Origin of the sequence: Actinosynnema sp. NPDC050801, assembly GCF_040673975.1 — a bacterium.
Lineage (GTDB): Bacteria > Actinomycetota > Actinomycetes > Mycobacteriales > Pseudonocardiaceae > Actinosynnema.
On sequence record NZ_JBFAQZ010000003.1, the window covers coordinates 487201 to 503646 of the forward strand.

A 16446-nucleotide genomic window follows, 5' to 3' on the forward strand; every position below is an offset into this window, starting at 1 on the left:
CCGCACCCGGTCGGCATAGCCGACATCGGGCTCTACCGGGCCGGGGAGACCGGTCGGGCGCGATGGAGCAGCGGTACCGCACCGGGACTGCTCAAAGTATCAGCACCCCTACCTCGTCCTGCGGTTCGTGCGGCGGAACCCGACTTTCAACCCCTTGCGGAACCGCGCCTGACGTGCACATATTCGAACGATGCCGAAGGCGTTCGATTCGAACGATGGCGAAGTCGTTCGACACGTTCGTTGCGCTTCCCGATCCCGGACGCGCACGCACGCTCGACGAACTCACCGAATGTCTGCGATCGCTGAAATCCCGGGCCGGCAGCCCTTCGTACGAGGTCATCACCAGCCGGATCAAACTCGGCCTGGGCGAAGGCCGGACTTCCGGCGGTCGAACCGGCCCGGAGAGGGCTGGTCGTCGACTGCTTCAAGTCCGGTCGGCGCAGGATCGACACCGAATTGGCGGTCGCCGTCGTGCAGGCGTTGCACCCGGACTCCGGTTACGCCGCGCAGTGGCGACAGGCAATGCGCGTGGTCGTCGGCGGAATCACCGCGGCGGCGCAGGTCCGGGTCCGGACGGACTCCCGCGGGACCTGGTCGAGTTCACCGGCCGCACAGCCGAACTCGCCCGGATCCGGGCGGCACGGGTCCGGGCCGGTGCGGCGCCCACTGCTCGGCCACCTCTCCCACGATCACCCGACCGACGCCCTGGCGATCCACCGCCACACGCGAGACGCCGCCCACGACGCCGACGACCCGGCCGGGCAAGCGCACGCGCTGATCGGACTCGGCGGCGCCCACGCGCGCTTGGGCCGCTTCGAAGAGGCCGTCGACGCCTTCCGGGAGGCACTGCTGCTGTTCCAGCGACCGGAGACCCGATCTGCCGAGCGCGTGCCCACATCGACCTCGGCGTCATCACACCCCGGGCGACCTCGGCCAGGCGGGCGGCTCGGTAAATCCGTTCACCGATCCGGTCGGGCGCTGCTAGCGTCGGCGCGACCGCTGACTGTGGAGGAAGCCATGGTTGCCCGGGACCTCACGCCGGGCCACCGCACCGAGGCCGTTCGACGGCCCGGTGCCGCCCGGTGACATCGCCCTCGAAGCCGATGCACCGCAAGGAGCCCTCCCATGTCCGGAACACCTTCCTCCACCTGGTACGTGGACTTCTTCACCGAACTGCCCAACGAGTTCTGGCGCCGCGCCGTGCCGCCGGAGGCCACCGCCGAGGAGATCGACTTCGTCGAGCGGCGCCTCGGCCTCGCGCCGCGCTCACGGATCCTGGACGTGCCGTGCGGCAGCGGCCGGCACAGCCTGGAACTCGCCCGCCGCGGGCACCGGGTCACCGGTGTCGACCTATCCGCCGAAGCGATCGCGCACGCCCGGCGCGCCGCCACCGGTCTCGACGTGGAACTCGTCCACGCCGACATGCGCGACATCCCGCAGGACAACGGGTTCGACGCCGCGGTCTGCCTCGGCAACAGCTTCGGCTACCTCGAACCCGACGGCCTGCGCGGGTTCGCCGCCGCGCTGGGCGGTGCCGTCCGGGCCGGCGGCGGCCTGGTCGTCGACTTCGCCTCGGCGGCCGAGTCGGTCCTGCCCGGCTACCGGGCCGAGCCGCGGACCATGCGGACCGGTGACATCACCGTCCTCGCCACCGGCGAGTACGACCTCGCCGGGAGCCGGATGTTCAGCCACTACCGGTTCACCCGCGGCGACGAGGAGCTCGACGTGACCGCGATCCACCACGTGTACACGGTGGCGCAGGTCGTCGAACTGCTGTCGGACAACGGGTTCACCGACGTCGAGCTGTTCGGCGGCCCGGGCGGCGAACCCTACGCGATCGGCAGCGGCCGGCTCCTGCTCACCGCACGCCGGACGTCCTGAGTGGATCGGCTCCGGCCGGGGCACCACCCCGGCCGGAGCCGATCCGGATCGATCACCACGAGTAGTCGGGTGATGCGAAGAAAACGACTTCGCGACGGCCGGCCGCAGGTTCGCGGTAGAAATGCCGCGCCGCCCGTCGTGCGTTCCCGAGGAGACATCGTGCGCTTGCCCACCATCGCCGCAGCAGCGGCACTCGCGATCCTCGCCGGGGTGGTGTCGGTACCGGTGGCCCAGGCCGCGGCCACCACGCTGTACGTGCGCGACATCGCGACGTGCACCGACAACGGCGACGGCAGTGCGGCCACGCCGTTCTGCACGGTCCAGGCGGCGGCCGACGTCGTCAGCCCCGGTCAGGTCGTCGAGATCACCGGCACGCACGACGAGAGCGTGACCATCACCCGGTCCGGGACCGCCGACGCGCCGATCGTGTTCTCCGGTGGAGCCGTGCGGCGGCCGGCGGGCAGCACCGCCCCGACGATCACCGTGCGCGGGGCGCACGACGTGACGCTGCGAGGCATGACCGTCCACGGCGCCACCGTCACCAACGCCGTCGTGATCGACGGCGCCGGCCGGGTCACGATCGACCGCGGCTCGATGCGCCCGGACGCGGACCCCTACGGCGGCGCCGACACGGTGCGCGTCACCGGCGGCTCCACGGCGATCACGGTCAGCCGCACGGACTTCGGCACCCGCGGGCGGGCCGTGTACGCCGACGGCAGCGCCGGCGTCACGGTCACCGGGAACACGATCACCGCGCTCGGCAACTTCGGCGTGATCGCCGAGAACGTCGACGCCATCGCCGTCACCGGCAACTCCTTCCGCGACTCGTGCTTCCGCGGCGTCGCGATCACCGGCGCGACCACCGCGTCCTCGATCCAGAACAACGTCATCTTCGAGGTGCTGTCCAACTCGGTCAGCAGCTACTGCCCGCGGGGACGGGTGTTCCCGATCGAGGTCGACAGCGCGGCGGCGCCCGGGGTGACGGTCGACTACAACGTCGTGGACCTGTACGTCAACGTGTACCAGTGGGCGGGGACCGTCTACCAGGGCCCCGCCGAACTGCACGCGGCAACCGGGCAGGGCGCCCACGACCTGCGAGCGGATCGGAACGACGTCAAGGCGACCGTCGACTCCGGCAACGCGGACGCACCGGGCGTGATCGACGCCGTCAACGGCCCCAGGGTGGACAACCCTCAGGTGCCCGACACGGGCGCGGGTGCGATCTCCTACCTCGACCGGGGGGTGCGGGAGCAGCAGGACCGGTTCACCGACTCCGACATCACGGTGTCGGCGTCGCAGGCCCCGGTCGGTGGTGTGGTCACCGTCGGCGGCACCATCCGCTCCGAGTGGGGATCGCCGGTCACCTGCGCGGTCGACTTCGGGGACGGCACGACGACGTCGGTGTCGCCGTGCTCGACGTCCCACGCCTACCACTCGGTCGGCACCTACACCGTCAAGGTGACCGCGAGGACCGAGTCCAAGCTGACCACCAGTCGATCGTGGGAGCTCAAGGTCGTGCCCGCCGGCGGGGCGCTGAAGCCCAGCCTGACCGCGACCAGGCTGGGTGGCATGACGGCGTCGTTCGCCGTGGACTCCGGCGGCGATCCGTGGAACGTCGCCCGCACCGCGTACGACTTCGGCGACGGCCGCACCGAGACCGTGACCGGCGGCGTGGCCTACCACCGGTACGAGCGCCCCGGCACGTACCAGGTCCGGGCCACCGTCACCGACGCCGGGGGCAGCACCGCGACGACGTCGACCAGCTTCGCCACGCTCAGCTCGGGTTACGTCGAGCACGGACCGGCCCGGTTCCTGGACACCAGGACCGGTGTCGGCGCCCCCGCCCGGAAGGTCGCGCCGTACAGCGCGGTGCGACTCGCGATCGGCGGTCGCGACGGGATCCCGGCGGGCGTGACGGCGGTGGCCATGAACCTCACCGTCACCAACGCCACCGCCGACGGGTACCTCACCGCCCACCCCTCCGGGCAGGCGAGGCCCAACGCGTCCGTGGTGGACTTCCGGGCCGGCGGGACCGTGCCCGGGCTGACGACCGTCGCGGTCGGCGGCGGCCACGTCGACCTGTACAACGGCAGCCCGGGCACCGTCGACCTGATCGCCGACGTCGCCGGCTACTTCATCAAGGACGCGGCCAGCGAGGGCTTCAACCCGATCTACCCGAGCCGGCTGCTCGACACGCGCACCGGCACCGGGATGCCGTTCCCCCGGCAGATCGCCGCGGGCGAGACGTTCACCCAGAAGGTCGCCGGCCACTACACCGGCAACGTGCCCTCCCACGCGGACGCGGCACTGCTCAACATCACGGTGGTCAACCCGCGCGCATCCGGTCACCTGACGGCATTCCCCACCGGCAAGGCCAACCCGCAGACCTCGAACCTCAACTACGGGGCCGGAGAGACCGTCACGAACTCCGTGATCGTCCCCATCGGCATCAGCGGCAGCGTCGACTTCCACCCGAACGCGACCACGGACGTCGTCATCGACGTCGTCGGCTACTTCGTCTCGGGCGGCGAGAGCTACCTCATGCCCGTGTCACCGCTGCGCACGGTCGACACCCGCACCGGGATCGGGGGTGCCGCCGGTGTGCTGCCAGGCAGGTCGACCACGCAGTACACCCTCGACCAGGGTGCTCCGCCACTCGACCACGGCCCCATCGCGGTGATGTTCAACGCGAAGGTCGTCGGCCCCCAGCGCGGTGGCTACCTCACCGCCTACCACCCGACCCAGGGTTGGCCCCGACCGGATGCCGCCACGCTGAACTTCACCCCCGGCGCCGTGACCAACAACCTCGCCGTCACCGAGGACGTGACGGCCGCGTTCCACAACGGGAGTGACGGCAACCTCGACCTCGTGGTCGACGTGACCGGCTACTTCTACGAGTACTGACGGGAGCCACCGCGACAGCACGTCCTCCGAGTCGGAGGCCACCGACTACCCCGACACCGCCGTGATCCGCTCTTCGAGCACACGGGTCACGGCGGTCCGGAAGGTCACCGGCACCAGCCCGACCGCCTACCGCCGGACCTTCAGCCGGACCTGAGCGCACGGTGAGCGCTCAGGAAGGCAGCTTCCCGGCGGCCGCCACCGCCAGGCTCGTCGCCTGCGGGCAGTACTCGATGCCCGGCCGGTCCCCCTTCACCGTCAGCACCATCACGTCGATGTGCGCCCGCTCGGCCAGGCTGGGCGGCCGGTGCGGAACCCTGACGGTGCAGCTGGTGCTCGAATCCGTGTCCAGCTGGACGTACGCCGCGCGACCGCCCAACTCGACCAGCTCACCCTGGACCACCTCCTGCGCCGAGTGCTGGTCGTAGCGCAGGTTGATCGCGGGCCCGCCGACCGTGCTGAACCACTTGCACGCCCAGTTGCCGAACACGTTCACGGGCGAGTCGCGGTCGACCGCGGTCAGGGTGGCGAGCGCCTGGTCGTCCAGCAGCTCGCAGGCGTCGACGTGGGCGAGGGAGCCGGTGGGGAACGGGATGGCGCGCCGGGGGATGGGGCCGCTGCGCAGCACCTCCAGCACGCCGGCCGCCGCGACCTCGGCCACCGCGCAGAGGTCAAGCGGCGGGTTCGCCAGCTTCGCCGTCACTCGGACGGCGTACCCGTCGTCCACCACCACGGTGCGGTCGCACTCGCTGTCCATCCGAGGTTCCTCGACGACCTCCAGCGGTCGTCCCTGCACCACCCGCGACGATCGGGTGATCAGCTGTACCTCGACGTCCACCAGGTCTTTCGCGCGGACGTCGACCAAGGCGTCACAGCGGTTGAAGTTGCCGTAGGTGGTCAGCAGCTGCGTCGGGCCGAACCGGCGCAGCTCCTCCTCGTCGATCAACGCACAGGGGTCGGCGGTGCGCTCTTCGCCGACGAGACCGCTCAGGGGTGCTTGCTGCGGCGCGGCGGGCGCCTGGTGGTTCATGGCGGCCATGACGCTGAACGCCGCGAGGACCGCGACCCCCGCGGCGGCTCGGAGGAGGGGACGGCGCCGGAACGGGGAGCGGGCGGGGCGTTCGGCGGACGACGGTGGCGGCTCCCAGTCGCCGACGATGTCCTTGAGGCGTAATCGGACCTCCTCGGCCCCAGGTCTCCGGTCCGGACGTGGTCGCAGCATCTCGGCCAGCAGCGGGGCGAGCGGGCCCGCCTGGCGCATCGGCAGGACCTCGCCGCGTCGCACGCGCTCCAGCACCTCGGACGGCTCGCCGTTGCCGAACGGCGGCGTGCCCTCCACGGCGGCGAACAGCGTGGCACCGAGTGAGAAGACGTCCGAGGCCCGGCCGGCCGGGTATCCGCCGGCCACCTCGGGCGAGGTGTACGCGGGTGTGCCGCTGACCCTGCCGTCGTCGGTCCGGGTGACCTCCCGCCAGACGGAGATGCCGAAGTCGGTCAGCTTGGCGAGGTCGTCGTCGGCGACGAGGATGTTGCCCGGCTTCACGTCGCGGTGCACGATGTTCTTCGCGTGCACCGCGGCCAGCGCGCCCGCGATCTGGACGCCGATCCGCGCCACCCGCTCCGCCGGCAGCGGCCCCCTCGCCGCCAGCGTCCGGTCCAGGCTCTCCGCGGGCAGGTACTCCATCACGAGCCAGCAGCCGTCGGCGTCGACGGCGTCGAAGATCGAGATCGCGTTCGGGTGCTGCACCTGCGCGGCGGTCTCGGCCTCGCGGTGGAACCGCGCCCGGTCGGCGCCGTCCGCCACCGCGTGCGGCCGCTTGAGGGCCACCCGCCGCTTCAGCTTCCGGTCGAACGCGGTCCAGACGACACCCCCCGATCCGGAGCCCCTGGCGTCCTCCAGCTCGTACCGCCCGTCGACCAGATCCCCCGTGCGCACGGGGCGTAGTATAGTGACTGCGCTGCGTGCCGTCACGGACGTCCTCCGGCTGTTTCCTCGCGACGTGGTCAGGTATGCCTGACGTGCACCCGGTAGACGATCACCTGGCCGTAGTTGCTCTCGTCGCAGGGCGCGGAATTGCCGCAGTTGGCCTGGGTGTACGCGCCGGTCTTGAAGTAGGCGCCGTCGGCCGGCACCGGGATCTCGTCCTGGAACACCCCGTTGTAGTACGCCCTGGCCGCGCCGCCGGTCACCACGAACTTGGCCTGGAAGCGGGTGCCGAGCCGGTAGTCGTCGGTGATCAGCTTGTGGTGCGTGTCGTCACCCCGGGTGAGGTAGAGCCGCGTGCCTTCGAGCCGGAAGACGGAGACGTCGTCGCCGCCGTCGTGGATCTGGCCGGCCACCACGTGCGGCCTGTCGTTCGGCAGGTGGGTGATGGCCTGGTCGATCACCAGCGTGTGGGTGCCGGACACCGGCGACCACCGGAACTCGGTGGCGCCGTCCTCGGTCATCTCCCGCAGCTCGGACCGAGGGTTCTTGCTGTTCGCGGTGGTCACGCCGTTCACGGCGCTGCGGAACAGGACGCCCTTGCAGCGCTTGTCCACCACGAACCACGGGTCGATCGAGTAGTCGTCGAGCGCCGGTTGCTTGACGTCCAGCGGCTGCGGGCCCGGCTTGGCCGGGTCGTCGACGGGCAGCGTGATCTTCCAGTTCGTCAGGTCCAACACCTGCGCGGGGCGGGAGCAGGCGTCGTGCCCGGCGGCGGCCGCGGAGGCGTCCGGGGCCTCGGACGCCTCCGCCGAGGAGCCGGCGAGCACGGCCAGGGCGACGACCGCGAACAACCTTCGTGACTTCATCGGGCACCCCGATCATCGGATGACGGGAGCGGGCAGTGTCGGCCCGCCGCAGCGGGGCCGTTCCCGCTCAGGACAACGGGTCGAGCAGGACCAGGTCCGGTGGCACGAGGCTGGTGGACAGCACCAGCTCGCGCAGCAGGTTGTCGTTGAGCGTGTTGCCGACCGGTTCACCGACCTCCTCGCGCAGCAGGCCGTGCACGCCACCGGCGGACAACCGGGCGCGGACGTCGGCCACCATGTGCTCGACGCGCTTGACGCTCCAATTGGCCTCCGGCTGGAGCTCCGCCAGCATCTGCGCGGTCTGCTGACGGGACACGGGCTGGGGGTTGGCCTCGTGCAGCAGGTAGCGCTGGCCCAGCACGACGAGCATGAGGTGCTCGTCGTGCGTGAACCGCCACCGCGTCGGCGGCTGGGTCACCGAGTCGTGGAGCGGCACCATGTGCTTGGCCGTGCCGTCGGCGACGTACAGCTCCAGCAGGTGCTCGCGATCGCGCGAGCCGCGGACGAACAGCGGCGTGTAGCCGTCGGGCAGCGACACCGACTCCTCGTCGCGGAACAACCACCGGGTTCCGGGCAACCGGATCGGCAGCTGCCCGGTGTTGGTGACCCACCAGTGGCCGTCGCGGCGGGTGAGCAGGCCGTGGTGGCGGCTGACCCGCAGGTCGGTCTCGCCGACGCACAGGTCGACGTTGGGGCGGTTGCGCCCGAACCGGACCGTGCGACCCTCGACGGGATCGACGTGGAGGCGCCCTGTCAGCGCACGGGCGACGATGGCTCCCGGGGCGGCGTGCGGCACGCCGCGGGCCAGGCTTTCGTGGTTCATCAGGCTCCCTAGGTCCGCCGACCAGTGTGACGACGTCGTCGGGGACCCGTCCCGGAACTCGTCCGGTACGTGCCTGTGCCGCTCGTACACCGCAAGCCCGGGGAGCGCCGGGCACGGTCGGTGCCCAGCGCGTGAAGAGGCGGCGGACGCCCCATGCGTCACAGGCCGCGATCCGAGCGACCGCGGGTTCGCCGCGGTGTGCGCCGATCGGGCGGAGGCGGCCGGGACCGGTCCCCCGCGCCGGGGTCATTGTTCCCGGTAGCTCCGAACGAAGGGGACGACCATGGGGGCATCCTCCCGCGCAGGCCGCTTGTCCGCGATGTCCGTGCTCGTGGCGGCACTCGTCGCGCCGGTGCCGCCGGCGTTCGCCCAGGCGGCGGACACGCCCGCCCGCGTCGCCGCACCGCCGTCCGCACAGTGCGCCACGCTCGGCGTGGTCGACGTGAAGAGACCGGTCCGGCACTCGCCGCAACCCCGTGCCGTCGTGCGGGCGATGGCGGTGAACGCGGCGTACTCCGCGCCGGACACGCCTCGCCGCATGATCCCCGGCGACGAGTACTCGGTGCGGGTCACGCTCACCAACACCACCACGAGCCCGTTCAGCACCGCGCAGCACGCGTTGTCCTACCACTGGACGTTACCCGGCGGCGTGGACGCCACGCCTGCCGATCGGCTGGAGACGAAGCTCCCCGACCTCGCGCCCGGCGCGACGGTCACGGTCGAGGCGAAGGTCGAGGCACCGACGCTCGCCGACGTCGGCAACGAACGCGAGCAGTTCGTGCTGCGCTGGGACGTCCGCGACACCACCGGGAAGCGGTGGCTCTCCGAGATCGCCGGGGTGCCGACGCTGGACCAGGACGTGCGGGTCGAGCGGCCCACGTCGGACCAGCTCGGGTTGGAGCAGTTCTACCAGTACGGTGGGGTCGCCACCGGCGCGGGCGGGAACCTGTCGGTGAACCAGTTCTCCGGCAACGCGGTGTGGGGCTACGACGCGCTGACCAACCCGAGCCGCGGTCTGGCCAGCTTCGTGCGGTTCACCTACAACAGCGCCGACACGTCGGACTCCTACACCGGCACCGGTTGGTCGGTCACCGCGTCCACGCTCAACCGACTGGGCACGCCGCTGGAGTTCAGCGGCACCGGCTGGGCCCCGACGGTGACGCTGGTCGACGGTGACGGCACGGGCCACTTCTTCGAGCTGAACAAGAACGGCAGCGACGACTCCGCGCGCTGGACCTACGACAGCCCCGCGGGCGTCCACCTCCACCTCCGCCACCTGCCGAAGGAGGAGGACGGCCGCCGCTGGGTCTTCACGACGCCGGAACGCACGCACTTTTACTTTGACCACCAGGGCTATCACACGTCCACGGTGGAGAAGAACGGCAACACCATGACGTTCTCCTACGAGCAGGCGCTCGTGGGCGGGCGCAACGCCAAGGTGCTCACGCACGTCACCGACGCCACCGGCAGGCGCACCCTCACGCTGGACTACTACCAGCGCGACGACCCGTTCACCACCTTCCGCGGTGACCACAAGGTCAGCGGCACCGAGCTGGCCGAAGCGGCGATCATCGACCAGCTCAAGTCCGTCACCGACGTCTCGGGCCGGGTCATCCACCTGACCTACGGCGAGCACGGCGCGTTGCAGGAGGTCGTGGACGGCACCGGGCGGCCCGAGGCCAAGACGTTCACGTTCTTCTACGACAGCACCACCGCGAACCTGATCCGGGTGGTCGACCCGCTCGGCAACTCGACCGGCCTCGACTACTTCACCGACGCCGCGGACCCCCTGCGCGAGGGCCACGTCCGCACCGTGAAGGACCGCCGGGGTGCCGCGATCGGGTTCGACTACGCCGATCCGGACGGCGCGAAGGGCTCCGAGATCGACGCGAGCCTCACCGACGGCAACGGCCACACGTCCCGGGCGCTGATCGACGGGTTCGGGCGCCCGACGCGGCTCACCGACGCCAAGAAGCAGGTCACCACGCTGCACTGGGACGAGGACAACAACGTCGTCCGCCTGGTGGAGAACAACGGCGCCACCACCAGTTGGGCGTACGACCAGAAGACCGGCTTCCCGCTGGAGATCCGCGACGCGGAAGCCAACAGGCAGAACTGGCCACCGACCAGGCTCACCTACCGGACCGCGATGGACGGTCACGTCGCCGACCTCACCGAGAAGGTGACGCCGGAGGGCCGCAAGTGGCTCTTCGTCCACGACGACAACGGCAACCTGCTCTCGGTCACCGACCCCAAGGGCACGGTGACCGAGGACCCCAACGACTACACCTCCCGATACTCGCACGACGAGTTCGGGCACCTGATCGACCAGACCAACGCCAACGGGCACACCACGGCGTTCGGCGACTACGACCCCAACGGGTTCCCCCAGATCATCACCGACGCGCTGAACTGCGCGTCCCGGTTCCGCTACGACGACGTCGGCAACGTCGTCTCCACGGTGGACGCGCGGGCGAAGACGAGCACTTTCACGTACGACATCTTCAAGCGCCCGCTGGACTCCAGGGAACCGAAGGACCAGGCGGCCGGCGTCTACATCGTCACCCCAGGCCCGCGCTACGACGCGAACGACAACGTCGTGTCCAGCACCGCCGCGAACGGCGCGGTCACCCGCGTCCTCTACGACGAGATGGACCAGCAGGTCGCGATCTACGCGCCCGAGGACACACCGGACGGCCCGGAGAAGCTCACGACGTTCGTCTACGACCCGGTTGGCAACCTCGTCAAGCAAACGCTCCCCAAGGGCATGTTGACGTCCGCGGATCCCCACGACTTCAGCTCCACCATGGCCTACGACGAAGTCGGCCAACTGATGCACATCACCGACGTCAACGGCAACCGCCACAGCGCCGAGTACGACGACGTCGGCAACCTGGTGAAGGAGGTCGACGCCAGGAAGAACAAGACGCCGGACGTGAACGACTTCACCACCCGGTACGTCTTCGACGCCAACCACCAGGTCGTGGAGACCGTCGACGCCGACCAGAACTCGACGAAGACCCGCTACGACAAGGACGGCAACGTCGTCGCGAGCGTCGACGAGGACGGCAATGAAACCCTCATCACGCTGGACGAGCGGGGCAAGCAGGAGGAAGTCCGGTCACCGCACGACAACCCCGGCGGCACGATCCGCTACTTCACCACGCGCTACGAGTACGACCAGGTGGGCAACCTGACCCGGACGATCAACCCGCGTGGCGTCGACACCCCGGACGAGCGCGACGACTTCGTCGCCGAGACGGTCTACGACGAGCTGAACCGCCCGCGCGAGGAGATCCTGCCCTACGACCCGGGCGACCCGGAGCACAAGTCGCCGGTCAGCACGATCTACGGCTACGACGAGCTCGGCCGGGTCATCGAGGTCAGCGCGCCGCCGTCGCGCGGGCAGTCCACCCGCAACGTCACCCGGCAGACCTACTTCGACAACGGCTGGGTGCGCACGTCCACCGACGCCTGGGACATCAAGACCTCCTACGACTACACACCGACCGGGCAGCAGTCGAACCGGACGGTGACGAGCGCGGGCGGGTCGTCGCACCGCGTGCAGACCTGGGAGTACTACCCCGACGGCAAGCTCAGGACCCGGGCCGACGACGGCGTGCCGGTCGGTCAGGAAGTCGTCCTGGTAGACAACTCGAACGCCGTCCGCACGCAGGCGACACCGGGTTGGCGCGCGGCCGACTCCGCCCGCGGTTTCCAGGGCAGCCAGTACCGGACGACCGACAAGCGCAGCGCGAACGAGGAGTTCGTCTGGAAGGCCGCAATCCCGACCGACGGCAACTACGAGGTCCTGGTCCACTACCCCGAGGGCACCGCGACCGACGCCGCCTACACCGTCGATCACAACGGCGGCAGCAGCACGGTCGAGGTCGACCAGTCAAAGCGCGCGGGTGAGTGGGTCAGCCTCGGCAAGTTCGCCTTCGGCGCGGGCCAGACGCGCGACGTCACCTTGTCCGGACAGGCTGACGGCACCGTGTCGGCCGACGCCGTGCAGCTGGTGCGCGACCACAGCGCCGACGTGGACGACGAGAAGAAGGTCTTCAGCCACTTCTACGACGCCAACGACAACCTGGTGTCGCTGACCGACTCCTCACCGGGCACGCCGGTCGACGAGTTCGAGGTGACCTACAACGAACTGGACCTCGCGACCAAGGTCGACGAGCTCGACGACGGGTCGGTCGAGGCCACCACCGAGTACCGCTACAACGAGAACGACAACCTCACCTTCGCGAAGTTCGACGGGAAGTCCGCGGTCTACGAGTACGACGCGCGCGACCTCGTCTCCAAGGTGGTCAACAAGAAGAGCGACGGCGACTCGGGCCGGGCGACCACGTTCAGCTACACCAAGCGCGGGCACATCTCACGCCAGGTGAAGGGCAACGGCAACACCGTCGACTTCACCTACTACCTCGACGGCCTGGTGAAGCGGCAGACCGAGAAGAACTCCGGCGAGGTCGTGCTCGACCACCAGCTGGAGTACGACTCCAACTCCAACCGCAGCCGCGACAAGAGCAAGAAGCAGGACGCCGACGACCACGACAACTTCATCGACAACGACACCGAGTACACCTACGACCCGCGAGACCGCATCCGCAAGGTCGACAAGAACGGCGACGGCGACCGCACCGAGAACTACAAGACCGACGACAACGGCAACGTCTGGGACCAGGAGGTCGACGACAAGGGGACGGAGTTCGAGTACGACCGCAACCGCCTGGTGTCGTCGGAGACCGACGACGAGGAGGAGGCGAACTACGACTACGACGCCTTCGGCAAGCTGAAGAAGGTCACCCAGTCCGGCGAAGAGCTGGAGCGCTACAAGTACGACGGCTTCGACCGCAAGATCGAGCACGCCAAGGACGACGGCGACAAGGTCACCAAGTACACCTACGACCCGCTCGACCGCGAGCGCACCAAGGAAGAGGACGACGAGGAGACCACGGTCCTGCACTACCTCGGCCTGTCCGAGCAGGTGCTGACCGAGGAGGAGGACGGCGACCTCACCAAGAGCTACCAGTACTCCGCCGACGGCGAGATGCTGGGCCAGGTCCACTACGACGACGGTGACGAGGACCAGGTCTACCTGAGCTTCAACGCCCACTCCGACGTGGAGATGGTCACCGACTCCGACGGCGACGCCCAGTCCACCTACGGCTACACGGCCTACGGCAAGGACGACGTCAAGGACTTCACCGGCGACGACAAGCCGGACCCGGCGGACCCGGACAAGGACGAGAAGAACTCCTACCGGTTCAACACGGCCAGGCACGACAAGAACAGCGGCACCTACGACATGGGTTTCCGCGACTACGCACCGGGCCTGAACCGCTTCCTGACGCTCGACCTGTACAACGGCGCGCTCAGCGACCTGGGCATGACCACGGACCCGTGGACGAACAACAGGTACACCTTCGGGGCGGGCAACCCGCTGTCCCAGGTGGAGATCGACGGCCACGGGTGGTTCGACGAGGCGGGCAAGTGGATGTCCGACAACGCCTCGGCCATCGGCCACGCGGCGCTGGACGTGGCCGGCCTCGTCCCGGGCGTGGGTGAGGTCGCCGACCTCGCCAACGCCGCCTGGTACGCCGCCGAGGGCGACTACGCCAACGCCGCCCTGTCCGCGGCGGCCGCCATCCCCTTCGCGGGGTGGGCCGCCACGGCGGTCAAGGCCGGCAAGTACGCCGTCAAGGGCGCCGAGGCCGCGCAGGGCGCGGGCAAGGCGGCCGAGGGAGCGGGCAAGGCCGCGGACACCACGGCCACCGCGAACACCGCCGCCAAGGCCGCCGACGAAGGCGCCAACGGCGCCAAGACCGCGCCCACACCCAAACCATCGCCCAAGGTCGGCGGACCGTCCGCCGGCAAACCCGCCGGTGCCGGTGGCGGGAAGGCCGGCGGGACGGCCAGCACCGGCCAAAAGCCGTCCGGCGGCGGATCGGGCGGCGGGCAGGCCGCGAACGGCGGCGGGTCCAGCGCCACCAAGAGCAGCGGCACCAACGGCGGCGGACCCAACGCCACCAAGTCCAGCGGTACCAAGTCCAGCGGTACCAACGGCGACGCCACCAACGGCGGCGGCAGTGCCCAGAGTAGCTGCCGGATGCACAGCTTCGTCGCCACGACCTCGGTGCTGATGGCAGACGGCTCGACCAAACCGATCTCCGAAGTCGACATCGGGGACGAGGTCGAGGCAACCAACCCGACAACCGGCGAAACCACCGACCGCGAGGTCACCGCCACCTTCGTGCACGGCGACGAAGGCGACGCCTTGGTCAAGCTGACCATCACCGCGGAGGACGGATCGTCGGGCGTCCTGGAGGGCACCTCCTGGCACCCGGTGTGGCTGGCCGAGGAACAGCGGTTCGTCAACCTCGGCGATCTCGAGGTGGGTCAACGGCTGACCGCGGCCGACGGCTCATCGCCGACCGTCACCGCAGTTCACGCCCACGCTCGCCAGAGAACCGTCTATGACTTCACCGTCGACAGCGTCCATACGTACTACGTTTTGGCCGGTAATACCCCGGTGCTTGTGCACAACTGCGACACCGACGGCGGCGTATACGTCTTCGCGGAGAAGCAATCGGGTTTGCCCTACGTGGGGCAGACGGACAACTTCGGTCGCCGACTTGGCCAGCACGCGCGTGCGGGCAAGCGCGATCCGGGCGACCACGTCGTGTGCATCCACGTTTGCGGGGGCAGGCACGAGCGAGAGGCCGTCGAATCCGAGATCATCGAACTCCTGGGCGGTAAGGGCAAACTCGCGAATAAGATCAACTCACCCGGCCTCACTCGCCAAGGACGACCCTGATAGGCGGGATTCGGTAGGCCGACCGTCCGCGAGCGTCCATCGAAGTCTGGATACAGCAATTCTCTCGACACGGAACAACCGCGATGCGCGGCCGTTCACCGGAGGGACGACCGAGCAACTCGTCGCGGCACGGGATTTCCTGGAAGAACACGGCTTTGACGATCTTGGCTGGAGGATTGCTGTGAAACGCACGACGGCGGCCGGACTGGGTGCCGCGATAATTCTGGCGACAACGACGTTCACCGCGCCCGCCGCCTCCGCGGCGACCGCCCTGCCGTTGTCCGGCTTCGGCGACATAGCGGTGGACCAGGTCCACCAGAGGGTGTTCGTCAGCGGCGGGCCGACGTCCAACGGGATCGTGGTGACGGACTTCGCGGGCAACGTGGTCAAGTCGATCAACGGCCAGTCCGGCGCGACGGGGCTGGAGCTCTCGCCGGACGGCACCCTGCTGTTCGCCGCCCTGGCGGCGGGTGACGCGATCTCGGTGATCAGCACGACGAGCCTCACCGAGACGCACCGCTACTCGACCGGCCCGTGCCCGACCCACCTGGCCAGGACGAGGACCACGCTCTGGTTCGGCTACGGCTGCGAGGGCACCTTCGCCGGCAAGATCGGCAAGCTGGAACACCTCGCCGCGAAGCCGGTCACCGGCGACTTGCAAGGCGGGACGAGGTACCAGCGCGCTCCGCTGCTCACCGCAACCGACGCGGACGTGCTGATCGCCGGCCAGCTGGCGCTGAGCCTGTCCACGGTGCAGGTCTACCAGGTCGAATCCGGCGCCCTCACCCCCGACTCGACGGGCGAGGTGGGCGCGGGCCTGGTCGACCTGGACCTGACCCCGGACGGCCTGACGCTGCACAGTGCGGCCGGGTCGCGAGACCGGGTGGAGGCGTGGTCGCCGACGAACCTCGCGCGCCGGGGTGCGTACGCGGCCAGGCCGCGGCCCAACGCGGTGGCCGTCACCGAGCGGTTCGTCGCGGTCGGTGCGCTGACCGGGGACGCGAACGACGTGCTGATCTACGAGCACGGCGGTTCCGTGCCGACGTCCACGCGGGCTTTGGCCACGGGCGACACCGTCGCTCCACGAGGGCTCGCGTGGGGCGCAGACCGGCTGTTCGTGATCACCAGCCACGACAACCGACCGCAGCCGAACATCGAGGTCTTCACCGCGTGACGCGACCTGCGCCGGCGTCGACGGGTCGACGCCGGCGCAGGTCGGCGGTGT

At 69.9% G+C, this 16446-nt stretch carries 7 protein-coding genes; 4 read left to right on the top strand and 3 right to left on the bottom strand.

Annotated features, from left to right (window positions below):
* The first annotated feature begins 1125 nt into the window (after window positions 1-1125).
* Both AB0K14_RS10175 and AB0K14_RS10180 read left to right on the top strand, forming a co-directional pair.
* Window positions 1126-1881: a class I SAM-dependent methyltransferase gene (locus AB0K14_RS10175; RefSeq protein WP_360461301.1), complete on the top strand. Its 756-nt coding sequence runs from the start codon at window positions 1126-1128 to the stop codon at window positions 1879-1881.
* Between the two features lie 159 nt (window positions 1882-2040).
* Window positions 2041-4785 (top strand): PKD domain-containing protein, encoded by a 2745-nt coding sequence (locus tag AB0K14_RS10180; RefSeq protein ID WP_360461298.1) that lies wholly within the window; start codon window positions 2041-2043, stop codon window positions 4783-4785.
* A 169-nt stretch (window positions 4786-4954) separates the two neighbouring features.
* Here AB0K14_RS10180 and AB0K14_RS10185 read toward each other — a convergent pair whose 3' ends face one another.
* The 3 genes from AB0K14_RS10185 to AB0K14_RS10195 form a co-directional block, all read right to left on the bottom strand.
* Window positions 4955-6718: a serine/threonine-protein kinase gene (locus AB0K14_RS10185; RefSeq protein WP_360461295.1), complete on the bottom strand. Its 1764-nt coding sequence runs from the start codon at window positions 6716-6718 to the stop codon at window positions 4955-4957.
* A gap of 68 nt (window positions 6719-6786) precedes the next feature.
* Window positions 6787-7575, bottom strand: a complete 789-nt coding sequence (locus tag AB0K14_RS10190) for a polysaccharide lyase family 7 protein (protein WP_360461292.1) — start codon at window positions 7573-7575, stop codon at window positions 6787-6789.
* Window positions 7576-7642: 67 nt separating this feature from the next.
* On the bottom strand, window positions 7643-8398 hold the full coding sequence (locus tag AB0K14_RS10195; RefSeq protein WP_360461289.1) for an FHA domain-containing protein: 756 nt from the start codon (window positions 8396-8398) through the stop codon (window positions 7643-7645).
* Between the two features lie 283 nt (window positions 8399-8681).
* Between AB0K14_RS10195 and AB0K14_RS10200 the strand changes: the two genes are divergently transcribed.
* Window positions 8682-15221, top strand: coding sequence for a polymorphic toxin-type HINT domain-containing protein (locus AB0K14_RS10200; RefSeq protein WP_360461286.1), 6540 nt, complete (start codon window positions 8682-8684; stop codon window positions 15219-15221).
* A 181-nt stretch (window positions 15222-15402) separates the two neighbouring features.
* Entirely contained in the window at window positions 15403-16395 is a 993-nt protein-coding gene (locus AB0K14_RS10205; protein ID WP_360461283.1) for a hypothetical protein, read from the top strand.
* Window positions 16396-16446: the final 51 nt, after the last annotated feature.